At 64.5% G+C, this 17,295-nt stretch carries 14 protein-coding genes; 9 read left to right on the forward strand and 5 right to left on the reverse strand.

The features are described from left to right. Positions 1–27: 27 nt before the first annotated feature. From ACODSL_RS08585 to ACODSL_RS08620, 8 genes are all read left to right on the forward strand, one after another. Positions 28–993: a HamA C-terminal domain-containing protein gene (locus ACODSL_RS08585; RefSeq protein WP_488900247.1), complete on the forward strand. Its 966-nt coding sequence runs from the start codon at positions 28–30 to the stop codon at positions 991–993. Then, positions 990–3,617 carry a DEAD/DEAH box helicase gene (locus tag ACODSL_RS08590; RefSeq protein ID WP_488900248.1) on the forward strand — a complete coding sequence of 876 codons (2,628 nt, stop codon included), beginning with the start codon at positions 990–992 and terminating at the stop codon, positions 3,615–3,617. Before ACODSL_RS08585 ends, ACODSL_RS08590 begins: the two co-directional genes overlap by 4 nt. 268 nt (positions 3,618–3,885) lie before the next feature. Continuing rightward, a complete protein-coding gene (locus tag ACODSL_RS08595) occupies positions 3,886–4,131 on the forward strand; it encodes a DCL family protein (protein ID WP_488900299.1) in 246 nt (81 codons plus the stop codon). A gap of 261 nt (positions 4,132–4,392) precedes the next feature. Further along, positions 4,393–4,602 carry a DUF3892 domain-containing protein gene (locus ACODSL_RS08600; protein ID WP_488900249.1) on the forward strand — a complete coding sequence of 70 codons (210 nt, stop codon included), beginning with the start codon at positions 4,393–4,395 and terminating at the stop codon, positions 4,600–4,602. Positions 4,603–4,607: 5 nt separating this feature from the next. Further along, a complete protein-coding gene (locus ACODSL_RS08605) occupies positions 4,608–4,961 on the forward strand; it encodes a 4-fold beta flower protein (protein WP_488900250.1) in 354 nt (117 codons plus the stop codon). A 60-nt stretch (positions 4,962–5,021) separates the two neighbouring features. Then, a complete protein-coding gene (locus tag ACODSL_RS08610; protein WP_488900251.1) occupies positions 5,022–6,455 on the forward strand; it encodes an SEC-C domain-containing protein in 1,434 nt (477 codons plus the stop codon). A gap of 538 nt (positions 6,456–6,993) precedes the next feature. Then, entirely contained in the window at positions 6,994–9,348 is a 2,355-nt protein-coding gene (locus tag ACODSL_RS08615; RefSeq protein WP_488900252.1) for a transketolase, read from the forward strand. Continuing rightward, the gene (locus ACODSL_RS08620; protein ID WP_488900253.1) at positions 9,345–10,685 is read left to right on the forward strand and encodes a pyruvate dehydrogenase complex dihydrolipoamide acetyltransferase; all 1,341 of its coding nucleotides are present in this window, start codon (positions 9,345–9,347) and stop codon (positions 10,683–10,685) included. Before ACODSL_RS08615 ends, ACODSL_RS08620 begins: the two co-directional genes overlap by 4 nt. Positions 10,686–10,764: 79 nt before the next feature. Here the strand turns inward: ACODSL_RS08620 and ACODSL_RS08625 are convergent, their stop codons facing one another. Next, complete coding sequence (locus ACODSL_RS08625; protein WP_488900254.1) at positions 10,765–11,559, reverse strand: enoyl-CoA hydratase/isomerase family protein; 795 nt, start codon at positions 11,557–11,559, stop codon at positions 10,765–10,767. Positions 11,560–11,570: 11 nt separating this feature from the next. Continuing rightward, the gene (locus ACODSL_RS08630; RefSeq protein WP_488900255.1) at positions 11,571–11,801 is read right to left on the reverse strand and encodes a tautomerase family protein; all 231 of its coding nucleotides are present in this window, start codon (positions 11,799–11,801) and stop codon (positions 11,571–11,573) included. A gap of 237 nt (positions 11,802–12,038) precedes the next feature. Between ACODSL_RS08630 and ACODSL_RS08635 the strand changes: the two genes are divergently transcribed. After that, positions 12,039–13,145, forward strand: a complete 1,107-nt coding sequence (locus tag ACODSL_RS08635) for a DUF2817 domain-containing protein (RefSeq protein ID WP_488900256.1) — start codon at positions 12,039–12,041, stop codon at positions 13,143–13,145. A gap of 126 nt (positions 13,146–13,271) precedes the next feature. Here the strand turns inward: ACODSL_RS08635 and ACODSL_RS08640 are convergent, their stop codons facing one another. Genes ACODSL_RS08640 through ACODSL_RS08650 form a run of 3 tightly spaced genes read right to left on the reverse strand, consistent with a single transcriptional unit; the run spans position 13,272 to position 17,288 of the window. Next, complete coding sequence (locus ACODSL_RS08640) at positions 13,272–14,054, reverse strand: TetR/AcrR family transcriptional regulator (protein WP_488900257.1); 783 nt, start codon at positions 14,052–14,054, stop codon at positions 13,272–13,274. A gap of 11 nt (positions 14,055–14,065) precedes the next feature. Beyond that, positions 14,066–15,322 (reverse strand): serine hydrolase domain-containing protein, encoded by a 1,257-nt coding sequence (locus ACODSL_RS08645; protein ID WP_488900258.1) that lies wholly within the window; start codon positions 15,320–15,322, stop codon positions 14,066–14,068. Between the two features lie 4 nt (positions 15,323–15,326). After that, positions 15,327–17,288, reverse strand: coding sequence for a S9 family peptidase (locus tag ACODSL_RS08650; protein WP_488900259.1), 1,962 nt, complete (start codon positions 17,286–17,288; stop codon positions 15,327–15,329). Between the last annotated feature and the right edge of the window lie 7 nt (positions 17,289–17,295).

The raw sequence follows: 17,295 nt of genomic DNA on the forward strand, positions 1-17,295 counted from the left end.
TTGGACTTGGAATGCAGGGAATTAGGCGTGATTGACACTAACGTGCTGGCCCCACTGTCCCTGGCAGACTTCGAGCAGGCGATCGCGTCCAAACCCAACACTCTGGAGGTCCACCTCGATCTGGTGGAGCGCGATATCGTAGTTGAGGGCTGCAAGGTCCACATCCACTGTCATTCCTTGAAAGTGGACGCAGACGGACGCGTGAGCCCAATTCGACTCGCCGAGTTTATGCGCTCGGCGGTGATCGACTATGCAATCCCGCACGAGGCACGCCAGCGCGCAAAGGAGCGAGACAATCGGGAAGGCGGTTCCGCCGCCACGATCGAACTCTACCATCGCGCGTTAGGTACGTTCACCGATCTGAAGACGTCGGGCGAAGGCGGCGAACTCCTCCTCTATCTGCTCGCTGAACGCTTCCTCAATTTGCCGCAGATCCTCTGCAAGATGTCGCTCAAGACAAGTGCGCAGGTTCACTACCACGGCGCAGATGGCGTTTACGCCAACGTCGACGATGACGGCGTGCTGAACCTCTATTGGGGGGAGTCCAAGATCCACTCCGACCCAGCCAAGGCGATTCGAGAATGCCTTAGCTCATTGAAGCCGTTTCTAGAGGAGGAGGAGGGAGAGGCGGCTAGGCGAGAACGCGACCTCGTGCTGTTGAGTGAGCGGGCCGATCTCGGAAAGCCTGACCTCAATGCCTCGCTTCGCCGCTTCTTCGATCAGACGGATCCGCTCGTGAAAAGAAAGCGATATCGCGCGGTCGCCCTAGTTGGCTTCGACAGCGAAGCCTACCCGACCGCCGGCGGAAAGTGTGGTGCGAGTGACATCGTCGATGCATCAAGGGAGGCGCTCAAGACTTGGTCCAAAAACGTCGCGAACCGACTGACCCTTGAGAAACTCACCGACTGTCAGATCGAGTTTCTCTGCCTCCCGCTTCCTGACGCCGAAGCCTTCCGCTTGGCGGTCCTAGACTCGCTGGGACTTGGCAAATGACCAAGGATGATCTGATCGAGTGGCTTCTCGCCGAGGGCGTGGCGAGCGACCTCGCACTGCTGTCCAAGGTCAACGCGCTACAAGAACTCGAGAGCGTCGAGCCGGCCGAAGCCATTGGAAAGGCTCTGAACGCAATCGATTGGAATCGACTACTCCTCGCCGGCAGCATCCTGGCGCGCTCCGAGGCTCGAGCGCCGCGCGAGGCGGCGCTACTGATCGCGACTTCGTCGATGACATTGGCGGAACGTGGCCCGACGCGCGATGCTGCGGCGGTGCTGTTCGAGCAGCTTTCCAACAAGCTGGCGGTTGGGCTCGCGCAGAGGCGGGGTGAGGTCGAAAGGGATCTCGATGCCCGTCTGGGCGTCGGCGCGCGGCTGGAGCTGACGCGGAACCGCTTGATGAACTCCGTGGTCCTCGAGGCCGATGGCGGAATCCTAGAGGTGAACGCCTTCCAGCGGTCTTTCTGGACCGGCGCCCAGGACGACCGCGGATGGATGTCCGCGTCGGCACCGACCGCGTGCGGGAAGACGTACTTGGTTTTGCAGTGGCTGCTGGACCAGATGCGGGCGAAGCGCGCTCGGATGGTGATATACCTCGCTCCGACCCGCGCGCTCGTCGGTGAGACCGAGACGAACCTCAGGGACATGCTTGCCGGCACAGGCATTGGCGCAGATCAGATCCGGGTCAGCTCGCTCCCACTGACAGACGAATATCTGGCGATGAGGGACGGCGGACCTCCGCTCGTTGCGGTCTTCACGCAGGAGCGGCTGCACCTGTTCGCCAACGCACTCTCGGACGAGATGGAGATCGACCTACTGATCGTCGATGAGGCTCACAAGATCGGCGACACGAAGCGCGGCGTGATACTGCAGGATGCGATCGAGCGGGTAACGCGGGCAAGCCCCAAGGTTCGGGCGGTCTTCATCAGTCCGGCGACACAGAACCCCCACACCCTGCTAGACGACGCGCCGGCCTCAGTTGATCGCCGGGTGGTCGACAGCGATGCGCCGACGGTGCTCCAAAACGTGCTGTTCGCGCAGCAGGTCCGACGGCAAACCACCAAATTCGAGCTCGCCGTCCGGCGTGGCGACGAGCCCGAGAACATCGGCATCCTCAGCCTGACGAACCGTCCGGTGGGGCTCCGGAAAAGGATAGCCTTCATCGCCGAGGCCCTGACGGGTCAGCGCTCGGGCACGTTGATATACGCTAACGGTCCCGACGAGGCAGAGAAAATCGCGTTCCTGCTGAACCAGCGGGCGGTTCGTGGCGACGTCGATCCTGAACTGGCGGCCCTTGCAGATCTCTCGCGGAAGGGGGTCCATCCGGGCTATCTCCTCGCGCCCCTCGTCGAGCGCGGTGTAGCATTCCACTACGGCAACATGCCCTCGCTACTGCGCTCGGAGATCGAGCGGCTCTTCAAGTCCGGCAAGATCCGCTTCCTCGTATGCACGTCGACCTTAATCGAGGGCGTCAACCTCTCTTGCCGGATGATCGTGCTCCGCGGCCCAAGGAAGGGAAGTGGCAAGCACATGCTGGCGCACGACTTCTGGAACTTGGCCGGTCGGGCGGGTCGATGGGGCGACGAGTTCCAGGGCAAGATCGTCTGCATCGATCCTCACGAGAAAGAAGCGTGGCCGCACGGCGTTCCCAAGCGCGCGCGTTACGAGATCAAGCGTGAAACGGACCTCGTTATGGAAGGTTCTGAGGAGCTGCTCGGCTTCTTGAACGGGCGCGCGGGCATGTCGATGGACGAAGTCGGCCGCCGCTCCAAGCTCGAACAGGTCTCGTCCTATTTGATCTCGACATTCCTCCGAGCTGGCTCTGTCGCTGATGCCGCATTCGCGAAGAGGCACGATCCGAGCTTCATCGCGGCATTGGACAACGCTCTCGCCGAGCTCTGCAAAGGCAATCGACTGCCGCCAACGCTGGTTGCACGGCATCCGGGCGTAAGTGCCATCGCGATGCAATCACTCCTCGAGTTCTTCGAGCGGCATCCGGGCGAACCCGAGGATCTCGTGCCAGCGGCCACCGAGGATGACGAGGCGGTGGCCTCCATGATGTTCGTGATGCAGGCGATCAACGATCACCTCTATCCAGCCTTCAAGCCGGACGAGCTGATCTACGGTCATGCCGTAACCGTTCAGCGCTGGCTCCGCGGCTGGTCACTCGCCCGCATGATAAAGAAGCGCGTTGAGAATCTCCGAAGGAGCGGGAAGGCTGTCGACATCCCGAAGGTCTGCCGACAGACGATGGAGATGGTCGAGCAGACCGCGCGGTTCGCCGCACCGAAATACATCGCCGCCTACATGGATGTCCTAAGGGTGCACCTAGACGGCATTGGACGTGCCGATCTTCTTCGCGATCGCCTCGACATAGGGCTGGCTCTCGAGTTTGGCATCTCGGCCCGAACGCTGCTCTCGCTGATGGAGCTGGGCCTCTCTAGGATGAGCGCCGTCGCGCTATACGAGGTTATCGCGAGCGACGATCTCGACCAAGACGCTTGCCGCGACTGGATGCGGGCCAACGCCGACGTTTTGGAAAGCGCGGGGATACCCCTCATCATCGTGCGGGAATTGCGCGAGAGATTGCTTGGCGAGCCACTGCCACCCGCTGTTCCCAGATGACGGCCCGCGGGATTATCACAGTCGTCCCAGCCTTCGGATACTGCCAGCTCCCCGATACGACGCCTTCGGTTGCGCGGCTCTGGCACAGCTAATTTGGCCGTCATCCAGCCACCAGCCCGATGGCACTGCGCTGCGCCGACATGGTAGACGCGGCCGCGACGCATGTTAATTTCCCCACAAGGAGATCGGGATGGGAAGGGCACGAAGAATTGCGCTCGCTACGCGATCGTTCGATAAAGCTGGAGACGCGACGGCGTTCTTCGCAGCTATGCTGAACCGATACCAGATCGGTGATCGCGTTAGCGCTGAAGACGCAACCGATCTGTCCGCGCTCCTCGAGCGCCACGATGAGTGTGAGGAAAAGGTCGGGACCGGCATCGCAGGTTTCGAGGTCAACACGCCGCCTCAAGATGTCCCACAGTTTTCAAAGAGGTGCTTCTGGGTAATCAGAGCCGATGGGACGAAAATCGACTTTTCGATTGGCCACTGTCTCAAACCGAGGCCGTACGACTGATCCGCAAGTTCACTTTACCTTTGACTTCCGCAGTGGTCCCTTAGCTTGCACTGCGCGCCCGCGACCTGGTCGATGAACGAAAAGGTTCTGTCTTCACGACGGCCAGGACTTACACCACGCGAGAATTCCGGCTCCTGGACAGAATAGTGAGGAAGTGGTCGCCTAGCGTCGGCGCACGCACCAATACCTGCACTATCCACCTTGCGATCGAGCGTTGTAAGCACAAAATAACCCTAGGCTACAAGCTAACGGGAAACACCTATGGGAAAGATCAGGGGAAACAATGACGGACCGGGCGGTCGCAACGAAAGCTACCGCATTGGCAGCCGGCCAAACGTGTCGCGGACAGAAGCCGTCCGTGAAGTGAAGCAGGGGAAGCACCCCGGAAACCACGTCGTGAAGGTCAACGGGCGCGAGTACGTGCGGGACAATCCCGATACGTCGACGCGCGACAACGTCAACCAGGACTGACCGCTATGGACTTCTTTTCAAGTACCGGTGCGGCCACTTGCTACGTTGAGGATGGGGAGCACCTCTACCTTTGGGGTGGGAAGCCCGTCGGCTATCTCTCCGAAGGCCGGGTCTACGGCTACAACGGACGGCTGCTGGGCTGGTTCGAGAATGGCTGGCTATATGACCGCAACAACCGGCCCGCACTCTTCTCGGAAGATGCGACCGGCGGGCCGGTTCGTCCCGTGAGGAAAGTAAAGCCGGTACGGGGAGTGAAAGCGGTTCGCCCGGTCCGTGCCGTCCGCCAGGTTGCACATGTGCGAGCGGTTCGGAGCCTGAACTGGTCTGCGGTGGCTAACGACACCTACTTCAGCCAATAGATGATAGGGAGTGAACCAAACCTCCTGATCTAAGACGCTTGGATCGGCTAAGGTCTCCCAATGCCCTGGGCCAAACCCGCGCCAAAGAAGAAACCGCTGGTCACGCCGGCGGAAACGGATCCTTGCCTCTGCGGATCTGGCACGACCTACGCGGTCTGCTGTAAGGCGCACCTGCCCGGGTTCGACCAGCGCAGGGCCTTCCATGTCGCTATGAGGGCGAAGGACCTCGACGCAGCACTGGTGGCGGCCCGCGCCGACTTTACCCAGTACGCCATCTGGCACGCCACCAATACGGCCCCGGCCATGCGGGCCGGGATCATCGGCATCAAGCCGCTGATCGACACCGATATCCAGTGCATGTCGGAATACGCCGACCGGGTCGCCGAGACCCTCTATCACATCGGCCGCAAGGACGAGACGCCAGCCATGCTGGAGCGCCTGCGCCCGGTGGTCGACGACCCGCGCTGGCCGCGCAAGGTACTGTTCCTTCAAGCGCACACGTTGCTCAAGGCCACCGGCGATAAAGCCGCCGCCCGCCGCGAGTTCAAGAAGCTCGGGCCGCTGAGCCTGCAGGAAACCGATGTCGAGATCCTCCGTCTCGGCATCGGGTTGCTGGCTGACGAACGGTCAATGACCAAGACCTTAAGGCTCTGCGACCGCCTCCTCCACCTCAGCGAGGACCTCGACGACCAGCTCCGATTTCGCGCCATCAAGGCGAGCCAGTATCTGCTGCACAGCGACGAGGAGCAGGCCGCCGAGGAACTGGAGGCGGCGCTTGAGCTCGAACTCGGCGGCGACGACGCCGAGCTCGACCAAACGACGCAATGGACCTTGAGTTGGATCCTCAAGCATCTCAGCGTCCTGCGCCGCGACCCGGCAGCCTTCCATCGCGCCAAGGCGCTGCTGAACGTCAGGCTGGCTCACCCTCACCTCACCGACTACGGCAAGGCGGCGATCACCGAGGACTTGGCCGATCTCCTCCGCACCGCCGGCCAGTGGGCGAACGCCGAAGCGGCTTACCGCGCCGCCCTCGCCATAGAGGCCAGCGCCCGCGCGGAAATCTTCCTCGCCCAGACGATCTCGTTCCAGGGCCGCGCCCGGGAGGCCGACGACCGTATGCGCGCGATCGAGACCGCCCACCTCAATCCCAACGAATACGAGGACTATGTCCTGACCCTAGCCGGGATTGCGGTGCAACTGGGCGACCGCGACGCGCTCATGACGGCCGAGGCGCGCCTGCGCGGCCAGAGGAGTCTGGAGCCCTATTTCGAGCAACTACGATTGAAGCTGCTGTTGGCGGTCACCGATGCTATCACCGCCGGCGCCAGCGCCCCACTCACCGAGCGGGTCCGCAAGCTACTGGCCGCGCCCGTGCGTAGCTTCAACCGCTACATCATGGCCGAGCCGAATATCGCCGGCATGGGCGTCCGGGTGAACAATGTCCTCGAAGACCTCGCCAAGACCCAGACCGCCAAGCCTCGCCGCAAAGTCTGAGGCTCCACCCACCTGCGAAAGAAAAGCCCGGCGCTTGCATGCTCGAGCGAACGTCCGCTCGTGGCTACGGGACAAGTCCCGCTTTCGGCGCGTAGCGGGCGGGAGAGCGCCTCGTTCACACCGAAGAGCGCATAGGTTCGGAGCGTCCGGAGTCTGGCTGACCGTCAACGGCCGGTCGTGGCGCGTAGCTGACACCGGGCTGCCGCCCAATCGCGCCTAAGTTCCAGTATCCGAAATCACACCGCCTGTTCGCCGACTGACTCCACCGTCGACTTATCCACTGACCACAGCGAAGCCCGCTCAGAGCGAGAATCTTGAGAGGAGGCGCGGGGCCATACTGATGCCCTCTGCGCCGCCACATCGCGCAGCATATCGCGACTTGTTTATGACCTGTCGGTCATATAGTATCTGAAGAGTGGATTCCGCCCGCACCGAATTCCTTAGATCGCAGACCGCGCATGACTTCCATTTAGTGACCCCTTGGTCATATTGATCATTGCAGACCAGCTGACCCAGTGGGGTCGAAAAGGCCAGGACCTTGAAGAAGCAACGGCAATCCGCCCATGGTGCGGACGCTTATGAGTTGATCCGCGACCTTGATCGCAAGGTTCACTGGCTGTCGGCCTGGACAGTTCACCACGCCAATCACCTGCGCGAAAGCCGGGATGGCCTCAAGTTTGGCGGACACCAGGCATCATCCGCATCGTCGGCGACAATCCTATCGGCACTCTACTTTGGCGTCCTGCGCCCCGAGGACCGCATCGCCGTCAAGCCGCACGCCAGCCCTGCCTTTCATGCGATCCAGTATCTCTATGGCCGCCAGACCCTCGATCAGTTGCAGCGCTTTCGGGCCCTGGGCGGCGCGCAATCCTACCCTTCCCGGACAAAGGACAAGGACCAGGTGGACTTCTCGACCGGCTCGGTCGGCCTGGGCGTCGCGGTTACGGCCTTCGCCTCACTGGTGCAGGACTATCTGCTGGCTCATGGCCGCATGGAGCCTTCCCGGGCGGGACGAATGATCGCGCTATTGGGCGACGCCGAGCTGGACGAGGGCAACATTTACGAGGCGCTGATCGAGGGCGCCAAACACGATCTCCGCAACACCTGGTGGATCGTCGACTACAATCGCCAGAGCCTGGACGCGACGACCTCGGACCGGATGTTCGAGCGTTTCGACGAGATCTTCCGCGCCTGTGGATGGGAAGTGGTCACGCTCAAGTATGGCCGGTTGATGGAACAGGCCTTCGCCGAGCCGGGCGGCAATGTCCTGCGCGACTGGATCGACGCGGCGCCCAATGACCTCTACGCGGCCCTCAGTTTTCAGGGCGGCGCGGCATGGCGGACCCGATTGATCGGCGACCTCGGCAAGGATCCGGGCGTGGCCGAACTCTTGGCCAGGCGTGACGACGATGCCCTCGGCGCGCTGATGACCAACCTGGCCGGTCACGACCTCCCGCTGCTGCTCAATGAGTTCAACGGGGTCAGCGACGAACGTCCGCGCCTGTTCATCACCTACACCATCAAGGGCGTAGGCCTGCCCTTTCAGGGCCACAAGGACAACCACTCTGGCCTGATGACCGTCGCCCAGATGGCGGCATTTCAGGACGCTGTGGGTGTTCCCCACGGCGCCGAATGGGAGCGTTTCTCGGGCATGCCGCGGTCGCCGGCTGAGTATGAGGCGTTTCTGGCCGCCACTCCGTTCGCGTCGCGAAGGGAGTCGGATCGCGCAGCCCAGGTTTCCGTCCCTGATCGGGAGACCTTCCCGCGTCCGGAAGGGCGGCAGTCGACCCAGGTCGCGTTCGGCAAGATCCTCAACGACCTGGCGCGGGCGGGCGGTGAGTTGGCCGACGCTATCGTCACGACGTCGCCCGACGTCACGGTCTCGACCAATCTCGGCGGCTTCGTGAACCAGCGGGGTCTCTTCACGCGCCAGGACCGCCGGGATGTCTTCAAGGACGCGTCCATCCCTTCACCGCAAAAATGGTCGATGGGCCCCTCGGGCCAGCACATCGAACTGGGCATCGCGGAGCACAATCTGTTCCTGATGCTGGCGGCCGCGGGACTGTCGGCCGACCTGTTCGGCGAGCGCCTGATTCCCGTGGGCACGCTGTACGACCCGTTCATTAACCGTGGTCTCGATGCCCTGAACTACGCCTGCTACCAGGACGCCCGCTTCCTGCTCGTGGCCACGCCCAGCGGCCTGACCCTCGCTCCGGAGGGCGGCGCCCATCAGTCGATTCACACGCCCCTGATCGGCATGGCCCAGGCCGGTCTGACCTATTTCGAGCCCGCCTTCGTTGATGAACTGGCCGAGATCATGCGTTGGGCGTTCAACCATTTGCAGAAGGTCGATGGCGGTTCGGTCTATCTGCGCCTCTCCACGCGCGCCCTGGACCAACCCGAGCAACGCCTGGACGATAGTCAGCTCCGCGATCTCCTCCGCGGCGCCTATTGGCAGGTTCCGCCCGGAGAGGGGGCCGAACTGGCGGTCATCTATACGGGCGCGGTCGCACCGGACGCCTGGTCAGCATTCGACAAGATTCGGGAGGACATCCCGGACGTCGGACTTCTGGCCGTGCCGAGCCCCGACATCCTGCATCGGGACTGGAGCGCCGTCATGGCCGCGAGGGCCCGTGGGGAGCCCCACGTCTCCCACGCCGAGCGCTTGCTGTCGGCGCTAAGTCCTCATGCGGCCCTGGTCACGGTGATCGATGGACCACCGTCGACTCTGTCGTGGCTTGGCGGCGTGCGCGGTCAACGCGTGTCGCCCCTGGGCGTCGACCGGTTCGGCCAGTCGGGCGACGTCCCCGACCTCTATGGCCTCTATCGTCTGGACGAGGAGGCGATTGTCGAAGCCGCCGCGGCGGCCCTCGTTGCCATGGATGATCTGTGATGATCGAGATCCTCATGCCCGCCCTGTCCCCGACCATGGAGGAGGGGACGCTGGCCAAATGGCACGTGAAGGCCGGCGACACCGTGAAGGCGGGCGACGTCATCGCCGAGATCGAGACCGACAAGGCGACCATGGAGGTCGAGGCCGTCGATGAGGGCGTGGTCGAGGCCCTGCTGGTCGACGCCGGGACCGAGAACGTCAAGGTCAACGCGGTGATCGCGAGACTGGCCGGGGAGGGCTCGTCCCTCGAGACGCCGGCTGCTCCGGCTCCTCGGGATGACGATTCAAAGAAGGCCCGTCAGCCTGAGGAGGCCGCGCCAGCGGCCGTCTCGAAGGCCGCACCGCCCGCGCCGCCCAGGCAGGACGCCGGTGAAACCGGCGCCACGACGAAGGCCCCGGAACCCAAGCTCAATGGGTCGAGCGGCGAGCGCGTGTTTGCCTCGCCGCTGGCCCGCCGCCTGGCCCAGGCCGCCGGTCTGGATCTAAAGAGCATCCAGGGCTCTGGCCCGCACGGCCGGGTGATCAAGGCCGACGTCGACGCCGCGCGCGGCAAGGCGTCGACTTCAGCGCCCGCCCAGCCCGGCGCAGCTCCGGCCTCCGCCCCCGCTCGCCAGCACCAGTCGCTCGAGCAGCAGGGCATCCCCGCCGGCAGCTACGACCTGATCCCGCTCGACGGCATGCGCAAGACGATCGCCCGCCGCATGACCGACAGCTTCCGCGACGTGCCGCACTTCCCGCTGACCATCGATCTGGAGATCGACGGCCTGCTGGCGGCGCGGACGAAGATCAACGCCATGCTCGAGAAGGACGGCGTGAAGGTCAGCGTCAACGACCTGGTGATCAAGGCCGTGGCCGTGGCGCTCAAGCGCGTGCCCGAGGCCAACTCCAGCTACACGCCCGAAGGTATCGCCCTGCACCACCATGCCGACATCGCCATGGCGGTCAGCATCGACGGCGGCCTGATCACCCCGATCATCCGCGCCGCCGAGACCAAGGGCCTGGCGCAGATCGCCACGGAGACGAAGGATCTGGCCGCCCGCGCCCGGGACAAGAAGCTCAAGCCCGAGGAATTCCAGGGCGGCACCTTCTCGGTGTCCAACATGGGCATGATGGGCATCAAGTCCTTCGCCTCGATCATCAACGAGCCGCAAGCCTGCATCCTCAGCGTCGGCGCCGGCGAGCCGCGTCCGGTGGTGAAGAACGGCGCCCTGGCCATCGCCACCGTGATGACCGTGACCCTGACCTGCGATCACCGCGCGGTCGACGGCGCCATCGGTGGCCGCTTCCTCAGCGTCTTCAAGGCATTGATTGAGGATCCCCTACAGATGGTGATCTGAGCGAGCCAGGCTCCTTCAGCCGTGAGGAAGCTTGGCGGCGCTCAACGCGAAGGGTCCAGGCCCACACGTCGCCGTGGACCTAAGACCCCTTGAAAACCGGCGGGCGCTTCTCGATGAACGACCGGACGCCCTCCCCGAAGTCCTGCGAACGGAACAGGTTCAGCAGGCTCATCAGCACATGATGGGAGTGACTTTCGAAGTCCTGCGTCTGGCCATGCCGGAACAGGCGCTTCATCTCCGTGATTGCCAGGGGGGCATTCGAGGCGATCCGCTCGGCCCAACGGGTGACCTCGGCTTCCAGGTCAGCCGCCAGCGCAACGCGGTTAGCCAGCCCGTAGGCCACGGACTGCTCGGCCGTCAGGTTCTCGCCCAGCATGGCGACCTCGCAAGCCTTGGCCCAACCCAGCAGACGAGGAAGGTACCAGGTGCCGCCGCTCTCGGGCACGATGCCGCGCTTGGCGAAGCCGGGCGACAGCACCGCCGTGTCGGCCATCAGGCGGATGTCGCAGCCAAGGGCCAGGTCGAGCCCGTAGCCCGCCGCGGCGCCGTTGATCGCCGCGATCACGGGCTTGTCGATCCGGTGCAGCGTGACGGTGCAGATCTCGCGGGTCGAATAGTGCCGGACGCCGGCGCTCGCCAGTCCCGCTCCGCCGATGCCCTCCCCGGCGGCGGCCTGCTTCAGATCAAGACCAGCGCAGAAGGCGCGCCCTGCCCCCGTCAAGACGATCACCCGAACAGCCGCATCGTCATCGGCCGCCTTCAGGGCGTCATTCAGGTCGCGAAGCATGACGCCGGTGATGGCGTTCATCACCTCCGGACGGTTCAGAGTAATCCAGCGCACCGCGCCGCGATCCTCGATCAGCACTTCGCTCACAGGCAATCTCCTCATTGATTTTCGCCGTTGGCGGTCCCTTCGACGGGCGTGTCGACGACAAGTTGGTCCAGCGGCGAGCCGGCAACAAACCAGCGGCCTGGGGGGAGTTCGTGGACAAGGACCCTCACGCTCGCGGGCGCCGCCCCAAGCACCCTGGCCACGGCGCTCGTCACCTCCTCGGCCAGCCTGCGGATCTGGTCCTCATCACGGCCGTTGCGAAGTGTCACCTGAACAAGCGGCATGGGAAGGACCTCGACCTCAGCAGGCTGAGCCCCATGCCCGACGGGCCTCAGCGGGGCCGTCGGAGACTCGCGGCCGATCCGCCCCGAATATATGACCTGCTAGTCATATATGTCAAATGCAAGTGGCGAGAGTTTCGGTTCCGCCGTCCATTTACATGACCTATGGGTCATATAATCTGACCCAGAGGATTCGCTCTCCGGCCTCGAGTCCGGGCGAACTTTGAGGATGCAGCAGGCATGCCCTTCGACCCTTGCAACCTGTTCTCCGAGACCTTTGCCGGGGCGGTCACGAAATTCGAGATCGCCGCCGCGTTCCGGGGGGCGCCGATCGAGCGGTGGCGCAATCCTCGCCGGGGCCCGGCGGGGGAGGTCCTGGAAACGCTGGTCTGCGAGATGGGGCCGGCGGACGCTCCCAATGTGTTGGTTCTGATTACCGGGACCCATGGCGCGGAAGCGCTGGCCGGATCGGCGATCCTGACGGGATTGCTGACCGAGGCGGACGATCTGCTGGACCTCGACCGCGACGTCCGCGCGGTCCTGATCCACATCATCAACCCCTACGGGGCGGCTTGGTCGCGGTACGTCAACGAGGACAACGTCGATCTGATGAAGAACCTGCACTACGGCGACGAGGTGACGCCGCCTGACGCCCTGTTCATGGCGTTCGATGACGTGATCGACCTTGCCGGACTGCGAGGGCCCGACGACATGACATCCCGGCTGGCGGCCCGCGCCGCCTTCGTCCGGACCCACGGCCAGGAGCGCCTCATGGCCTCGCTCAAGAAGGGTCAATCCGACCGGCCCAGGAGCATCTGCTTCAATGGCCGGGGAGCCACCTGGTCGCGGAAGACGCTGGACAGGATCCTGGTCGAAAAGACCTCCGCCGCTCGTCAGATCCTCTACCTGGACCTCCACACCGGCGTCGGAAACTATGGCGACGCCTATGTGGTCGTCGGAGGCGACACCGCGTCCGAGGACCGCGTGCGTTCGATCCTGGGCCCGCAGGCCCACGACACGGACCTGGTCACTGAGCGTCCATTTTATTCCAGCCAGGCTGCACTGGTTCCGCGGGCCCAATTCACCGCGGCGACGATCGAGGCGGGCACCGTCGAGTTCGGCGACGACTTCCGCGAGGCCATGTTGCTCGAAATGCACCACCATATGTATGGCGATCCGCTCAGCCCCGAGGCGGTCGAAAACCAGCGCAGGTTTCGCAGTTTCTACTACCCTCCCTCGGACGATTGGCGTCGGCTCTGGTGGACCAACTGTCGGACCGTCCTCGGCCGGTTCGTGGCCGGCATGAGGGCCTGGAGATCGGAGTTGGCGACACAGAACCCCGCCTGACGGCCGTCGGGCGCATTGGCGCGGCGCCGCTGGTCGAAGCGCGGATGTGTCGTGGGCAGCCTGGCGGCTGCGGCGGCCGCCCCGGACTTGCCGGCCAGGAACGCCCGCGTGACGGGTCGAGGGCCGCTACTCCAGCAGCGTGGCAAGCGATACCAGACCGCCCGCTCGCTTGAGCAGGTGCAGCGGCGGATCGACCCCGAAAATCGCCCGGTAGGACAGAGCTGCATGGAGTTCGATGAGCAGTTCCTCGTCGCGTTCCTCGCTGGTTTCCGCGGCGCCGTGCACCCCGTAGCGCGCGAAGAGGCTGTGGTCCGACATCGATCCCACGGCGTGATGGGCGATACGAAGCAGGCTCAACTCCGCCGGCGCCAGACGGTACTTGAGCCTGTAGTAGTCGAGGAACCGATCGACGATCTCCCGCCCGCGGCGGCGCCAGATTGCGGCGACTTCCGGAACCGTGTCGCTCAACAGGACCATGTTCCGCATCAGCCCGACGTTGGCCTTGAATCCCAGCTGATACCAGCGGACCATGGTCAGACGGACCTCGAAGGGGTGCGCATGCATGTCTATCGACGGCATCGTCCGCAATTCCCAGTCGACGAACTGCGACAGCACCTCGGCCACGAGATGCTCGATCGACGAGAAGTAGAGATAGAAGGCGCCGTGCGACACCTGTGCGGCGCCAGTCACGTCCTTGACGGTCATGGCCGCGAAACTGCCTGTCTCCGAAAAGCGCGCTGCGGCGGCGACCAGCCTGCGGCGCGTCTTCTCCGGATCCCGCCGCTTGTCCGACTGCCGCGCCAGCGCCTCGATGTGACCAGCGAACTTTCCAGGGCCCGGAGCCGCGCGGCGCGGCGGCGCCAGCGCGGAGGCCGACGCGGACGCGGTGTGGACCATCAGACCGGGCAATACGCCCTCCCTCACGGCCAATAGAACAGCTCCGATCGCGCCGCGCCCAGCTCCAGCAAACTGTCGGCGACCTCGAACACCCAGGTCCGGAATCGCGGATTCAGATGCATCGGCTGATTGAATGTGCCGGTTATGGTGACGTCGAAACGGGGCGCATAGAAGGCCTGGACGCTCCAGGCCCCGGCGTGGCCCCAGAGGTCCACGCCGCCGGGCGAGGTCAGCCGACGCACGCCCAGACCCAACCCGGTGCACCCTGGCGGCATCCCCCTGGGGCGAATGAACCGGGTTGCCGCGCGCAGGGTTGAGGCCCGGGCGAACAGGCGACGGGAAAAGAAGCCGCGCAGGAAAAGGCCCAGGTCGGGCGCGGTGCTGATCTGGCCTCCCCCGCCCCAATCCCAGGAGACGTCGCGTCCCGCGCTGAACGCCGGCTCTCCGCCATAGATGAAATCGGAGACCTCGCGCCGCCATCCCTCGGGCGCTGACACGTCATAGGCCAGGAAGGTGTTGCTCATGCCGAGCGGATCGAAGATTTCGTCGCGCAGCAGCTGCCCATAGGACCTACCGGCGAGGCGTTCGACTAGCAGCGCCAGCACCATGTAGGCGGTGTCGCTGTAGTGGAAGGCGGTTCCCGGCGCGAACACGGGCGGGCGCGCGGCCTCCGCCCCCCAGATGAACCAGTTGAGTACACCCGCCCGGGAATCCTGCAGTCGTTGGGGGTCCCAGGCGGGCCAATCCCCCTTCCCGCCCCTGTCGGAGGGCTGGTCCCTTCTCAGCACCGCGCTCAGGGATCGGGGGGCCGGCATTCCGCCGTTCTGCCCGGCCGTGAGTTCGCCGTCATCGCTGAAGGCGTCCCTCAGGCCCGAGGTGTGGGTCAGCATCTGCCGAAGGGTTACCGGCGCCGCCGGATTGGTCAGGACCGGGATGTGGACCAGAAGGTCGGCCAGCTCGTCGAACCCCGCGATCGGCGTGTCGAGACCCTTGGCCGGCAACCGTCCGCGCTCCCAGAGCTGGAGTAGCAGCGTCGCGGTCATGGCCTTGCCGACCGAGGCGATATGGAAGGCCGTCTCCGGCGCTATGTCGCCCGGCGCATCGTCGCGCCGCCGGCCGGCGCAGAAGGTCCAGGCTTCGCGGGATCCCGACAGGCCGATGTTGACCACCGCGCCGGGGGTTCCGTTCCCGGCGCAGCCAGCCTGATGGAGCTCCGACAGGCGCCGCTTCAGCCGATCACTCCAGGCAGGCGTATCCGGCATGTCCAGGGTCCAGATCATGCGTTCAGGCGACTGTCCCGCCGGGGAGAGCATCGGCGTTTTCAATGACAAGCGGAGGCAGCGGTTCCGCCGGCTCGAAGCCGAAAACCCGGCCGTAGAAGGCCAGCTCGGCCTGGAGCGAAACCAGGTTCGTCTCCGCCTTGCGGAACCCGTGCCCTTCTCCCTCGAACAGAATGTAACCGACGGGGATGCCGCGTCGTTTCAGGCTTTCCAGGATCAATTCCGACTGGTTTGGCGGCGTGATCTTGTCCAGAACACCCTGAAGCATCAGCAGCGGCGCGGACATCTGGTCGGCGCTGTAGAGCGGCGAGCGTTCACGATAGAGCGCCTGTGATGTCTCACGCGGCCCGACAAGATAGTCGGCATAGTAAGCTTCGAATTTGTGGGTTTCGCTGGCAAACAACGCCACGTCGCTAATCCCGAAATACGAAACGCCCGCATGGAAGACATCGGAGAACGCGAGGCAGGCGAAGGTATTGTACCCCCCCGCACTCCAGCCCCGGACGGCCAGTCGGCCTCCATCGACCAGGCCTTCGGCGGCCAGATGCTTCGCCGCAGCCGCGTGATCTTCAACGTCGACCACACCCCAACCGCCCTTCAAAAGGTTCCGGAATGGGCGCCCGTAGCCGGTGCTGCCAGCGTAGTTGATGTCGAACACGGCGAACCCGCGACTGGTCCAGAGCTGGATGGCCGGGTTGAAGCAGGTGTTTGTGCAGCCGGTGGGACCGCCATGGCTGGTGACCAGCAACGGCGGCAGGGTCCCCTTGGGCGCCACATGCGACGCGTTCCGGGGCATGTAGAGAAACCCGTATCCGGTCCGTCCTTTCGCGCTTGGAAAGGTGATGTGCTTCGGGCTGGATACGAAGCCCGGATCCACCGGCGGCGCCGGCGCCTTCAACAGTTCCCGGGTGGCCAGGGTCGCCAGATCGATCTCGACGACAACGGCGGGGAGGGTCGCGGCCGAAGCCACCACATAGGCTTTCCCCTCAAAAACCTGGAGCCGCGCGAAATATGTGTAGGGCAGCTTGAGTGTCTCGAGGACGCCCGTCGCGATGTCGACGAGCCCCAGCCGGTTCACACCCTCATCCGTGTAGACGCCAAGGATGGTCCGGTCATCGATGACCCGCACGTCGCTGTTGCCCAACTGCCAGATCGGTCGCGCGAACTCGAGGCTCATCGGCGCCACCGCCACGGCCTGGCCGCCGCGCCAGACGTAGTAGTTCCACCAGTCGCTGCGGTCGGAGACGAAGACCAGTTCGCCGCCGGGCGAGAACTGCGGATCGCAGGCCACTTCGTCGTCCTCGGCCACAACGGTCTCTATCCGCGTGACCTGCCCGTCGTCGTCCAGATGGGCGAGAAACAGGCCCGTTACGTCCCAGGGGACGTGCGGGTTGTTCCAGGCAGCCCAGACCAGCTTGGTCCCGTCCGGGCTGAGGCCCGGCCAGGCATAGAAATCGTCGCCGGCGACCAGCACTATCCCGAATTCGTCTCCGGCAGGGTCGACGGCCACGATCGTGTTGACCGGCTCCCCTTCCCCGCGGTGATCCTCGCGAACGCAGATGATGCGGCCACGTCCGGCGTCGAAGATCGGCGCACCGTACCGGACCGCGCCCTCCGCGGTGATTGGCCGAATGTCTCCCGAGGCGTCACGCCGGTACCAGCGCTGGTCGGCATTAATGAAGAACAACGCGCCGTTTCCGAGGACGAAGCCTGATCCGCCGTACTCGATAATCTGCGTTCGAACGTTGTATTCGGGCGGGATCAGACACTCGCCGCCACCCGATCCGTCGAGCTTCAGAACGACGCCGCGCCCCCCCTCCTCGCCTCGACGGGTCAGGGCGTACATCCCGGTATCATCGACGGCCAGCTGGCCGACCCAGAACTGCGGAAACATCGAGCCGCGTGCGACCTGCTCGATCGACCAGGGCGAACTCCAGCTGCCAAAGGGGACTTCAGTGGGGGTCATGTCGACG

It is taken from the genome of Caulobacter sp. FG121 (assembly GCF_057809815.1).

What these genes read in the sequence shown, in the direction of transcription:
- ACODSL_RS08645 (WP_488900258.1), bottom strand. Translation starts at nt 15,322, where the DNA reads ATGATCTGGACCCTGGACATGCCGGATACGCCTGCCTGGAGTGATCGG.
- ACODSL_RS08610 (WP_488900251.1), top strand. Translation starts at nt 5,022, where the DNA reads ATGCCCTGGGCCAAACCCGCGCCAAAGAAGAAACCGCTGGTCACGCCG.
- ACODSL_RS08590 (WP_488900248.1), top strand. Translation starts at nt 990, where the DNA reads ATGACCAAGGATGATCTGATCGAGTGGCTTCTCGCCGAGGGCGTGGCG.
- ACODSL_RS08605 (WP_488900250.1), top strand. Translation starts at nt 4,608, where the DNA reads ATGGACTTCTTTTCAAGTACCGGTGCGGCCACTTGCTACGTTGAGGAT.
- ACODSL_RS08635 (WP_488900256.1), top strand. Translation starts at nt 12,039, where the DNA reads ATGCCCTTCGACCCTTGCAACCTGTTCTCCGAGACCTTTGCCGGGGCG.
- ACODSL_RS08650 (WP_488900259.1), bottom strand. Translation starts at nt 17,288, where the DNA reads ATGACCCCCACTGAAGTCCCCTTTGGCAGCTGGAGTTCGCCCTGGTCG.
- ACODSL_RS08630 (WP_488900255.1), bottom strand. Translation starts at nt 11,801, where the DNA reads ATGCCGCTTGTTCAGGTGACACTTCGCAACGGCCGTGATGAGGACCAG.
- ACODSL_RS08595 (WP_488900299.1), top strand. Translation starts at nt 3,886, where the DNA reads ATGCTGAACCGATACCAGATCGGTGATCGCGTTAGCGCTGAAGACGCA.
- ACODSL_RS08600 (WP_488900249.1), top strand. Translation starts at nt 4,393, where the DNA reads ATGGGAAAGATCAGGGGAAACAATGACGGACCGGGCGGTCGCAACGAA.